The sequence below is a fragment of the Pseudoalteromonas sp. DL2-H2.2 genome, from assembly GCF_021532535.1.
Lineage (GTDB): Bacteria > Pseudomonadota > Gammaproteobacteria > Enterobacterales > Alteromonadaceae > Pseudoalteromonas > Pseudoalteromonas rubra_A.
In genome coordinates this window covers 50,798-62,796 of the sequence record NZ_JAKGBD010000005.1, presented here as the reverse complement: position 1 = coordinate 62,796, position 11,999 = coordinate 50,798, and the positions used below count along the sequence as shown (strand labels likewise).

Here is an 11,999-nt window from a genome sequence, read left to right as displayed (position 1 = left end):
CCCTTTAAACTCCCACTCGGTTTTTAACAAATAAACAACAATACAAATTAAAAATAGAACACGGGAATAATAAAATGATTACAAGAAAAGGGCCTTTGTGCCTGACAATGGGCCTGGCTGGCAGCGCGTTAAGCCTGCTCAGTACCATGGCATGGGGACAGGTAGACAACGGAGATTTCGAGCAGTGGCAGCTGGGTACACCCAGCAACTGGACCACCATTGATTCGGGTATCTCATTGACTACCGAACAGAATCGCGTTTACAGCGGACAGACGGCGGCGGCTGTCAATGTGCTGACAACAACGCAGGGGAATACCGATCTGGCACAAACCGTCACGGTTGAGGCCGGTAAAACCTACACCTTCAGTACCTGGGTCTACCATACTGAAGGCGGCGTCAGGGCTCGCCTGGTCGCTGACGGTTATCACAATTATTCGGATCCGCAACAGTTAAACCAATGGCAACAACTGCGCCATGATTATACGGCCACCAGCAATGGCCAAATCACGGTGGGGCTGCGTTTTTATGACGTCAGCGGATTTGACGGCAATGAAACCGTCTATGTTGATCACTTTCAGCCCAGCGGCACTACGAGCACACCGCCACCAACCGGTGGTGCCTGCCAGGCCAATGCGCTGACCTTCAACCTGACCACAGACAAGTACGGTGAGGAAACCAGCTGGGTGATTAAAAACGCGTCCAATGCGACCGTCGCCAGCGGCCAGAATTATGGCGCTAACCAGAGCTACAGTGAAAACCTGTGCTTAACTGACGGCTCATACACTTTTACGATATATGACAGCTATGGTGACGGTATTTGTTGCAGTTATGGAAACGGTTCATATAGCCTGAACGGTTCATCCGGGACGATAGCGTCGGGTAGCCAGTTCACTTCATCGGCTTCACACAGCTTCACATTGGGCACCGATAATGGCGGTGGCGACGGTGGTGGTGATACCCCTTCCGGCTACTACAGTGCAGCTGCGGGTTTATCAGGTTATGCCCTGAAAACGGCCCTGCACAACATCATTACCAGCCATAATAATCAGGGTTATGGCGCTATCTGGTCGTTCATCGATCAGTATGAGCGCGACCGCTACTTTGAGAACAATGGCACAGTGCTGGATCGCTATTCTGAAAAGCCAAGCGGCACGGACAGTCACGAGTTTACGGCGGTGGGCGATCAGTGTGGCACCGCCCGCATTGAGGGCGATTGTTACAACCGTGAGCATTCATTTCCGAAAAGCTGGTTTGGTGGCAAAATTGAGCCAATGAACTCAGACATTCACCATATATTTGCCTCCGACGGCTATGTGAATAACCGCCGTAGCAGCTTCCCGTTTGGCGAAGTCGGCAGCAGTACTTATGTCTCAAGCAACGGCAGTAAAGTGGGCAGCGCCTCGGGCATAGGTTACAGCGGTACTGTGTTTGAGCCGATTGATCAGTTCAAGGGCGACTTTGCCCGCGCTTATTTTTATATGGCCACGCGCTATCAGGATCGTATCAGTAGCTGGCAGAATTATTCCAGCTACAGCGATGCGGTACTTAATGGCAGCAGCTCCCAGGTCTTTGAGAGCTGGGTAGTCACTATGCTCAAACGTTGGCATCAGGCCGATCCGGTTGATGCACTGGAGCGTGCCCGCAACGAAGGTGCCTACCAGTATCAGGGCAACCGCAACCCGTTTGTGGACCACCCTGAGTTTGTAGAGCAGATCTGGTAATTCATGCCCATCCAGTAATAGGTATCAGGCTCAGCGCACAAGGCCGAGGCTAAGCCGAACCAAAAAGGCAGACACGAGTTTATCGTCACAGGTCTGCCTTCACAGGTCCGCCCCCTTTATCCATCGACTTTCAAACCGCCACCGCGCAAAATGATCCTGACCGTCTGGGTCACGGTCTGAGACAATATGCCCTCGCGGGTTGTGAGCCATTGAAACAGAGCACCCACCAAAGCATTGAGCAGTGTTTGACTCAGCGCTTCAATGTGCGCTGCATCCGGGCGTGGACCCTGCCACTGACTTTCGTCCATTTCAGTAATAAATGCGCTAAAAATATCTCGGGCTTTCTCGAGATCATCCTTGTCCCGCTTGAGTAACGCACTGAACTCATCGGTGTATTCACACTTAAACAAGATGACTTCCTGAAAAGCAATCAGGGCCTCTGATTGTTCCAGAGTCTCAAAATAAAAGGTGATTGCCTCAATCAGATTTGCAGTGCTGGGCGTCATAGTTTCCAGCTTCTGCTGCGCGGCCTCATCCAGGGGCAGCGCATATTCCTGGGTGATCGCCTCCAGCACTTCAAGCTTATTCTTGAAGTGCCAGTAAAACGCTCCTTTGGTCACGCCCGCAGCCTTAGAAATATCCATCAGGGTCGTGTGCGCGACCCCTTTTTCACTGAATAGCTGCAGTGCGGATTTGATCAATGCCAGGCGTGTCTGCTCGGCTTCCTCTTTGGTTCTTCTGGGCATCGGTAGTTTCCATCCAGGTATTAAACAGGCTTATCAGATAGTGGCCGCGAGACTAGCATGTACATTGCCGGTATGACAATCATGGCCACCAGAGTCGATGCCAGCAAGCCAAAGATAATCGCAAAGCACAACGGGAACCAGGTCGGGTCACTCAACCCCAACGGCACCAAGCCAACTATGGTGGTAATACTGGTACCAATAATGGGCCTGAGGCGATCCGCCGCGCCACGGGCACAGGCATCACTGAGCTCCACCCCGGCTTTAATATGGCCGTTAATGGTGTCCAGCATCACGATGGCGTTGTTGACCACAATCCCGACCAGTGCGATTAACCCTATCATGGCAGGGAAGGAAAAGGGGATCTGAAACACCCAGAACCCACTAAAGGTACCTATCAATGCCAGCGGAATGGTAAACAGCACCACCAGTGGCTGTTTAAATGAGCCCAACGCCAAAGTCAGAACCGCAAATACCATCATGATTGCCAGCACAAACACCACCCCGGCCGAGCCATAGGTTTCTTCAGCGTTTTCCGCTTCTCCCGCATAGCTATACCTGTACCCCTCTGGCCAGGTTTGCTGCCATGCCTGTAGGTGGGGCTCAAGCTGTGCAATCACTTCACCAACGGTGATCCCTTCTACTTTGGCTTTGATAGTAATAGCACGCTGAGTCTGGGCATGCGTATATAGTGGCGGCACCGAATCAATCTCATATTCCACCAGGTTGCCACCGGGGACCAGCTCCCCCTCAGGGGTAAATAAACTGATCAGGCTGATCTCGGCCAGAGACTTAGGGCCGCCGATATCTTCATCCCGGCTCTCCCAGTATGTACTGAGTCGGATCTTCAGGTCGTCCTCCGTCCCCGCAAGTTTAAACTTGCCGTATTCATCCGCTTCGGTTGCCAGGCGCAGCTGACTGGCAAAATCTTGCTCGGTAATACCGTGAAAATTCAACGCTTCCCGGTTGGCCGTCAGTCTCACCTGACTTTGCCACGCCCCCAGGTTATTGCGCACATCAGTCACCCCGTTAATAGTAGCCAACTGCTGCTGAACCTGACTGGCATATGCCGACAGCTGCGCCATATCAGAACCACTGAGCACAATTTGTACGGGGTCATCGTTGCTGGACCCGCCCACTTCAGGTGTAAACAGCAGGGTAATCCCTGCAACGTCGGCCAGCATCTCATTCAGGCCCGCTCTGAGCTCAGGGATATATTCATAGGCTAACTGAGAGCGCTCATCCTTAGGCACGAATAATGCCGAGAACCCCACCAGATTCGGATTTTCATTGAGCAGTAACTGGTCACTGATGGAGCTGATTGCTCTGGGGCTTTTCTTGCCCACGTACATAGTCACGTTTTCAAAGTACGGCTGCGTGGCCAGATACGCGCCTGCCCGCTCGGCCACCGAGCGACTTTGTGCCAGTGTCGCATCCGGGCCCAGCTCTATGGTGATGGCAAGGTTTCGGCCGTCTGCCTTTGGATAAAGCAGTGACGGCAGCGTGCTCATCAGCCCAATTGAGATCAGCCACACAATAACGCTGCCTGCAACCCAGGCGCCCGCGCGTCGGCGACTGCGCAGGGCAAACCGATTCAGCCAGCGCTGCAAACTTTGCCCGGCGATCTGAGTCAGCCTATCGACCCTGCTCATCTGAGTCTGTTTAGCGTTGCTCAGCAAATATTGCGATAAAGGAATACAGATCACAAAGGCAATCAGGTAACTCAGTACCAGGCACAACACGGCGGTAATGGGGATCAGACGAATAAACTTACCATCTACGCCGCCAATGGCCATCATGGGTGCCATCGCCAAAATGGTGGTCAGCTGGCCTGAAAACGCGGGCATAGCATAGGTCTTCACAGTTGCCAGCGCAGCCTCCTTAAACGACAGGCGTTTGCTGTAGAGGTTGTCGTGCATGCCTTCCATCACCAGAATGAAGACATCCACCAGCATGCCCAGTGCCAGCACCATACCGATGATCATCATGGTATTCAGGGTATAACCGAATAGACCCAGGATCATCAGCGCGCCTAGAAATGTAAGTGGGATGGCTGCGCCCGCGATCAGTGCTTCCCGCCAGGTGAGTAACACCATCAGAATAATGAACACCGCCAGCATGGCCTGCCAGATATTGCTAAACACATTGGCAAATGACTCATCAATCAGCGCGCTTTCATCGCTGATGATCTGTACTTTCAGACCATCCGGCCAGAAACCCTGTGTCTGATAGTCAGCCATCGCTGTTTTCACTTCATTGATAAGCGTAATGGTGTCAACGCCCGGACGTTTTTTCACCCCCAGAGACACCCCCTGGGTAAAAGGCTCTCCCAGTTCAGAGAAATACGTTTCGCTTTTTACTTTATCTAGCCCTTTGTAAACCAGCGCCACTTCTTCGAGCCGGATCAGTCGATTATCGTTCAGTCTTACAATCGGCAGCTGCTGCAATGCTCTGATATCATCAAAACGACCCGCAAGATAAAGACGGTGAATACGATTACCATCGTCATACTCACCCCAGCTGGTATCCAGGTTAGCCTCTTCAATGCGCTGACGAACCAGATTAGGCGATATCTTCAACGACCTTAACCTGTCCGGTAGCATGCGCACATGCACTACTGTTTCACGATAGCCGCCCTTATCCACCTTTTTTACCCCAGGCTTGGCCTCCAGGCGCTTTTCAATGGTTTTAACCACCTGACTGAAACTGGTGTCATCCAGCGAGCCATACAGCATAAACTCTATAACCGGCGTATCATTCACTGAGACCTGCTCGATCAATGGGGTTTTCACCGCTCCGGGAAATTCAGCTTTGCCTTCATCGACTTTCGCTCTTAGGCGCTGCATCGCCTCATTCATCGGTTCATCGGACTTGAACTCCACGGCAATCACGGCATAAGAAAACTGTGAGCCACTTTGCAGCTTTTTAAGCCCCTGCAAACCATTGAGCGCGTCTTCCAGGGGTTTAGTTACCTCCTTCTCAACCTGCTCTGCGGCCGCCCCCGGCCATTCAACCGTAATAATGGCCTGGGGTATTTCCAGGTCCGGATAGTTTTCTTTCAACATGCCCGAGTAAGCCAGTACCCCGCCGACCAACAAGATGGCCAGCAACAAAGTTGAAATGACTTTATCGACAAACAGTTTATGCGCCAGACCCTGCTTATTCATCGGTCGCTCCCACAACACGTACCGCACTGCCATGCACCAACAGGTGCTCGCCGTTCACGACCACCCGCTGGCCGGCACTCAATCCGGCCAGGATCTCAATACGATCAAGATCTTCAATGCCCGTTTCAACCGGCGTCAGTTGTGCCTTATTCGCTGAGTTGATGACATACACAAAAGGCTGGTTGTTGCGCAACATCACAGCCTTGTGTGGCACGCTTAGCGCCTGTGGTTTTTCTGCCACCTTGATCCAGGCGCTGACATGCATGCCATCTTTGAGATGCTGCGCACCTGCAAAAGTATGTACTTTCACTTCAATCGCACGCTTATTCAGGCTGATACTCGGGCTGACAGAGAAAATCTTACCCAGGCTGATATCCCCAGTGGTAAAGCCACTGTTAGCGGCATTCAGCAACTTCTCATTGCTCCAACTCAGATACACGGTTTGCCCTTCCGCCAACTGGTCGGCAGCATAATAAGGTACGTTTAAAGTGACTTCGTACTGACTGGTGTCGATCACCACCATGGCCGCATGCATTTCCCGGTCTTTATCTGACATCACAGCGGCCGGCCCGGCCCAGTAATCCCCCTGACGAATATTGACCGCTCTGAGCTGACCATCAAACGGGGCAAAGATGCCGGTTTTTTCCAGATTCACTTTGCCCTGATTCAGCTGGGCCTGCGCCGCCAGCTTTTGACTGCGGGCAGAGTCCAGCGCCGCAGTCGCGGTGTGCATGGATTGCTGCGCATTCAGCAGCTCGGTTTTGACGGCTTCAAAACGCTCTTTGGCAATGAGCTTGCGCTCCCACATTGATTGCGCGCGCTCAAAACTGGTTTTCGCGAGATTATGGTTATTCTGTGCCTGATGCAGCTGCGCCTGGGCCTGCTCAATGCCCAGCACCGCGCTGCGCAATGATGCCTCATAGCCTTTAACAGCTTCCGCGCCGGTGCGCTCATCAACCCGCGCCAGCAGCTGGCCAAAACGCTCACCCGGTTTAGGCCCGGTAACAAAGCTGCCAGCACGTAAGCGGTTACCACTTTGGTCGTCAGCCAAAAAAACCACCTTGCCGCCACTTTCAAAGTTGAGGTATTCGCGACGGATCCCTTGTGCTATCCCTTCTGCAAATGCCCAGTCTCTGATCGTCTGCTGACTCACCGTGCTTGCCTCAACGGCATAAGCAACAGGCATATTGTCTGCATAGCTCGCTTTGGCGACCAGCAAACTCATTACTGTGGCCGCAATTACTAAATATGATTTCACACTCACTCTCTTTTACATACCCGACGGAATGTTTTGATTATATACATACCAGAAAGTATGTAAATATCAATTGTGTATTTTCTCCGCAAAGGTGATATCACAAGTGGCTCGAAACCTGCCTATGGATGCAGCTAATCAATCAGAATAAGTATTAAAATCGAAGTAAAACGAACAGGTTAAAGGAAGGGAGTAGCGGTCAGTGTGACGCGTGCAAATAATGAAAACAGTTCAAATACAGCGCCAGAAAAGAAAAAGCGAGCATACCAAGGTATGCTCGCTGCAAAATAATAAAAACCGGCCTAGTCCGTTAGACCGTAACCTACTCAACGGGTTGTGAGCTAATAAGCTAGCGCCAGTGGACAGTCACTGACACTTATCTGGGCTCTATGGTTAAGGGAGAAAGAGTCATTTTTGCGTTGTTGCTGGCGCCCATGTAACCGCTGTAATTTTGGCCTTCAAACAAGGTATAAAACACATCCACATAGTCATCATCATTGCTGAACCAGTGGTCCGGCATCGCTTTGATCAGCTGATTGGTCAGTTGGGGAATGATCGCATAACCCTGCACATTAGGATCCGGAATGGTGCGCATCACCTGAGTGACGATATCCAGGAAAATCGTCGCTAAGTCTTTGTAATTGGTGTTGTCATCCTGTTCCATCAGCAGCACATCGGCGGCCTGCCAGCGATAACGCTCCCAGTGGATAAGGATTTGATTCGGCGTGTAGTCAGTGCCGTCATGATCCAGGTAGGGCATATCTACAATATCCAGAACTGGCTCATCCCGTGACGGGCTTACCCCTGTGACGATACCGTAGACTTCAGCTTTACCCAGTACCCAGGGCTCCTGATCATTGTTCAGGCGAATACGTTTCAAAACACTGGTCGAAATGGCTTCAGACTGAATTGTCATCTGGTTCGTTTGCAGCATATTATTAGAAAAACGCTCAACCGATTGCGCTTCTCTGGCACTGCTAAAAATGTTTTGCATCACGGCCAGCCCTTCACGGCGCACTTGCTGTTGATCCAGCTCCAGCACAAGCACCGGACGCTGTGGCATTTGCTGCGCATCTAACAGATGCAGCTGACCATCACTGTCATAGGCTTCAACATGGATCCAGGTTTTATCATCCCCTTTCGGTGCAAAGGCGATCAACGGCTCTTCGCCTTCCTGCCACTGGCTCAGCATGTCAGCAGAAGCCAGACGCAATTGGTAGAGGTTGCTGTCGCTTTGTGGCAAGCCTTTCAATACCCGAGTTTGCGTGCTTGCCTGTCCAATCAATGACTGTGCCTGTTGTGATACCTGCATATCCTGCACCGTCAGGCGTGGCTGACTGGCCAGCGCTGACTGCCAGCGCGGACCCTGCTGCGACAACTCTTGCGCCAGAGACTTCGCCATCACTTTTTTAATATCACTGACCTGGAAGGCCTGTGGATTAAAGCGGTCAATTTGCGCCAGCGGCGCTGCCAGGTTACTCACTGTCTCAACCGGTGCTGCGGTTGCGCTCGCTGCTGCACTCAGGCCCAGGGCCAGTGCAGATAAGGTCATCTGAGATATGCGTTTCATTGTTATAATTCTCCAGAAATAATCCTGTTCCGGCCTCACCTGAACCACGGGAAGCCACCTCTCGTGTGCCAGTTCAAGATAAAACACGAAAATCAAATTATCAACACATTAATATAAAATTTACATAGAGAAATTAACAAAAAATGAATATAATTATGTTTTTTAAGAACTTTAAATATTAAAAAATAAGTAAGAAATAGATCTTTTAGGCAACAAGAGTGATGACTCTATTTGGTTTGGTTCATTATTAGTGGCAGAGAAACAGTGCCAAACAGGCAATATACCGGCAACACTGAGCCTGCGAGATTGAGCAGGCCAGACCGGCTGAGTGCATGAGCTTAAGCAAAAGTCATTACCTCTCATGAGGGTACAAAGTGCTTCCCATACCAGCACCGATTGCACCGGCGAGAGAGCACCGTAGTAAAGTATCTACTTACAGCATCTGAGCATATTTCTTATAAAGTCATTACTTCTCATTAGGATACAAGGTGATTTCCATACCAGCACCGATAGCTGAGATACGTAGTAAAGTGTCAACATGCAGCGCCTGAGAATAACATTTTGGCTGCTCTCCACAGCTAAAACCAATATCAAAGGTCCGCTTCGAACATCCCAGCCACTGCTTGAGTGCAGACTTTGAGCATGATTCAATGAGTTCACACAAATGATTGATGGCTTTGTCCGGGCTCGTTACCTCGGCACTGGCCTCAATTCTGGCCAGCTGACGATACTCATCCTGATCATAATGCAGTACTACCGCGTTCTTTTTAAGATCCGCAACCAGGGCAGAAATATCCTGCTTGGATTCTAACTCTAAGTCGACATTTAAAAACTGGATTTCTGACATGACGGGGCAATTACCTTGTTTCTTTTTTGAGTTGTTCGCTGCCAGATCCAGGTCATGTTCAGCGCCAGAACACGGTCGATTGGCAGGTGCGACAATATGTCACTTCTGATTTTACGCGAATTCTCATAAGCTATCAGCAATTTTGACGAAAAAACACCACTATGAATAAGTCCAGCTTCAAATCTATCCGAAAATTCCACAAACTGGCAGGTTACCTGCTGGCATTACAGATCTTTGCCTGGTTGCTCGGCGGCCTGGTTATGAGCGCCATTCCTTTGGATATGGTACATGGCAAACATCTGGCTAAGCGCACGCTGGAGAATCCTTTTACTTACGTTGACTACACCGCTAACCTCAACCAGCTGGCGAACCGTGTTGCAGGATTTAACAGCCTGACCTTGAGTCACTTTTTAGACCAGCCGATGATCGTTGTCACAGCTACTGAACGCACCTATTTCACCTCTGCCGGCGCGCCCTTCCCCACCCCAAGCGAAGCCCAGATCCGCGCCAATGCTCAGGCGCATTACCTCGGCAATAGCCTCATCGAGTCAGCACAACTGCTCGCCCAAGGTCCTCGGGAAGTACAGTATCGCCCTCAGGTGTGGCAAGTCACATTTGCCGACACACTCAGTACAACCCTCTATCTGGATGCACACAGTGGTCAGGTGATCACCGTTCGCAGTACGCTGTGGCGTATTTTCGACTTTTTCTGGATGCTGCATATTATGGATTATGACGAGCGTGATGATTTCAACAACCCCTTGCTGATCACCTTTGCTGCCAGCAGTGTGGCGTTTTGTCTCAGTGGTATCTTGCTGTTGTTGCAATCCCCGCCCTGGCGCAGGCGCCGTCAGCAAATCCGCTAGCTTCTCGCGCCATACAGAGCGACCTGTTCTAAACCCGGGTTATGACTTACACTCATTATTTGTGCAGCCGTTGACATTAATTAACAGTCAACCCGGTCTATCTGTTGTATTGTACAAAAAGTGTTGATAGTTTTTAGCGCAATGAACAGACAGGAAAAACCATGATGCAATTCAGCAACTTATACCTTGCCATCGGATTGGCCCTCACCCTCACCGCACTCTCTGGATGCGGTGGCGGTGGTACAGAGAGCGGTACTGGCAGCAATTCTGGCACTGTAACAACCCCTGATAATAACAATAATAATGGTGGGGATGCCGGTGTTGACTCAGGCGGAAGCAGCACTGAGCCTAGCTGGCAGGCGGGCGTGTTTCCAGCCGCGACAAACTTCATCAACTTCTGTGCCACCCCGCGCACCGGGCCAGACCCACTCAACAATGATCAGCCCTATCCCGACAAAGCCGGGACCATGATGCATGAAAAAATGTGGTTGCGCTCGTTCAGCAACGAAACCTACTTGTGGTATGACGAAATTGCCGATAACAATCCGAGCGATTTCAGCACCGTGGCAAGCTATTTCGAACAGTTAAAAACCACGCAACGTAACCCGGATAACTCACTCAAAGATGAGTTTCATTTTTCCACCACCTACGAAGCCTATCAAAAAGAAAATCAGGCTGGTTTAACCACCAGCTATGGTATTCACTGGGCGGCTATCAAAACCGCCTCGCCAGATCGTAACTTTACCATTGCGTATATCGAGCCAAACTCACCGGCAGCGGCCAGCGGCCTACGCAGGGGCGACCGCCTGGTCAGCATTGATGGCGAAGACTTTATAGATGGTGATAATGTCACGCTGTTCAATGAAGCCCTATTTCCAAGTGTTCCAAAGGCCTATACCTTTGTGTTCCGCCCTATACAGGGAGAAGATAAATCAGCCACAATGACGGCCGTCGACTTTGAGCAAAGCCCCGTGCAAAATACCAAAATCATACCGCACGGTGGCAAAAACTTTGGCTATGTGCAGTTTAATCAGTTTATCCCCACTGCGCAGGCGCCCTTAATCGCAGCCTTTGATACCTTTAAAAATCGTAACGTCGATGAGCTGGTGCTGGATATGCGTTACAACGGTGGCGGTCTTGTCCACAGTGCTGCCCAACTGGGTTATATGGTGGCCGGTGACAGCTCACTGAGCCGCAATTTCGGCGTGACTACCTACAATGATAAACGCCAAAGTGAAAACCGCGTCTATACCTTCGAGCCTCGCCGAATAGATTGGACTCGCAACGAGTTTATGAATGACACGACTCTGCCAAGCCTAAACTTGTCCAAAGTCTATGTACTAACCACCGACGATACTGCCTCAGCGAGTGAGATGGTCATCAACGGCCTGCGTGGTATTGATGTAGAGGTGATCCAGATAGGCACCACCACACGAGGTAAACCCTATGGTTTCTTACCTGCGCCCAACTGTGGCATGGTGTATTACACCATTCAGTCTAAGTCTGCCAATGAAAAGGGCTTTGGCGACTACGCCAATGGCTTCACCCCGACACCGGCCAGTCAGGTAAGCGGTGAAACCGGATTGGATGCGAAGGTGCCAGGCTGCCAGGTGAGCGATGATTTAAGCCATGCGTTAGGTGATGAGAATGAACAGCTGCTGGCAACCGCCCTGCATCACAGCGTAACTGGGACTTGCCTGGTCAATGAAGCATCGGGGGTGTCTGCCAAGCCTGATAACGGCGAGCAGGCAAATGAGCATAACGCAGTGACATTGCCGTTCAAGCCTTTGCGTCATGGTGCTATCCACACAGACCTTAAAGGACAATAAC

8 protein-coding genes are annotated in these 11,999 nt (G+C 50.9%); 3 read left to right on the top strand and 5 right to left on the bottom strand.

The genetic code is table 11. From position 1 onward, the window contains the following. Positions 1-74 precede the first annotated feature (74 nt). On the top strand, positions 75-1,721 hold the full coding sequence (locus tag L1285_RS10145; protein WP_442960489.1) for an endonuclease: 1,647 nt from the start codon (positions 75-77) through the stop codon (positions 1,719-1,721). Between the two features lie 116 nt (positions 1,722-1,837). Here L1285_RS10145 and L1285_RS23595 read toward each other — a convergent pair whose 3' ends face one another. The 5 genes from L1285_RS23595 to L1285_RS10120 form a co-directional block, all read right to left on the bottom strand. Further along, complete coding sequence (locus L1285_RS23595; RefSeq protein WP_268836024.1) at positions 1,838-2,467, bottom strand: TetR family transcriptional regulator; 630 nt, start codon at positions 2,465-2,467, stop codon at positions 1,838-1,840. A 20-nt stretch (positions 2,468-2,487) separates the two neighbouring features. Beyond that, positions 2,488-5,631 (bottom strand): efflux RND transporter permease subunit, encoded by a 3,144-nt coding sequence (locus L1285_RS10135; RefSeq protein WP_235412240.1) that lies wholly within the window; start codon positions 5,629-5,631, stop codon positions 2,488-2,490. Beyond that, positions 5,624-6,889 carry an efflux RND transporter periplasmic adaptor subunit gene (locus tag L1285_RS10130; RefSeq protein ID WP_235412239.1) on the bottom strand — a complete coding sequence of 422 codons (1,266 nt, stop codon included), beginning with the start codon at positions 6,887-6,889 and terminating at the stop codon, positions 5,624-5,626. Before L1285_RS10130 ends, L1285_RS10135 begins: the two co-directional genes overlap by 8 nt. Positions 6,890-7,262: 373 nt before the next feature. Continuing rightward, positions 7,263-8,456: a DUF3103 family protein gene (locus L1285_RS10125; protein ID WP_235412238.1), complete on the bottom strand. Its 1,194-nt coding sequence runs from the start codon at positions 8,454-8,456 to the stop codon at positions 7,263-7,265. 466 nt (positions 8,457-8,922) lie between these two features. Then, positions 8,923-9,303: a hypothetical protein gene (locus L1285_RS10120; RefSeq protein WP_235412237.1), complete on the bottom strand. Its 381-nt coding sequence runs from the start codon at positions 9,301-9,303 to the stop codon at positions 8,923-8,925. A 161-nt stretch (positions 9,304-9,464) separates the two neighbouring features. Here L1285_RS10120 and L1285_RS10115 point away from each other — a divergent pair, with 161 nt between their 5' ends. Together L1285_RS10115 and L1285_RS10110 are read left to right on the top strand one after the other, a co-directional pair. Next, on the top strand, positions 9,465-10,169 hold the full coding sequence (locus tag L1285_RS10115; protein ID WP_235412236.1) for a hypothetical protein: 705 nt from the start codon (positions 9,465-9,467) through the stop codon (positions 10,167-10,169). Between the two features lie 161 nt (positions 10,170-10,330). Continuing rightward, positions 10,331-11,998: a S41 family peptidase gene (locus tag L1285_RS10110; protein WP_235412235.1), complete on the top strand. Its 1,668-nt coding sequence runs from the start codon at positions 10,331-10,333 to the stop codon at positions 11,996-11,998. Position 11,999: the final 1 nt, after the last annotated feature.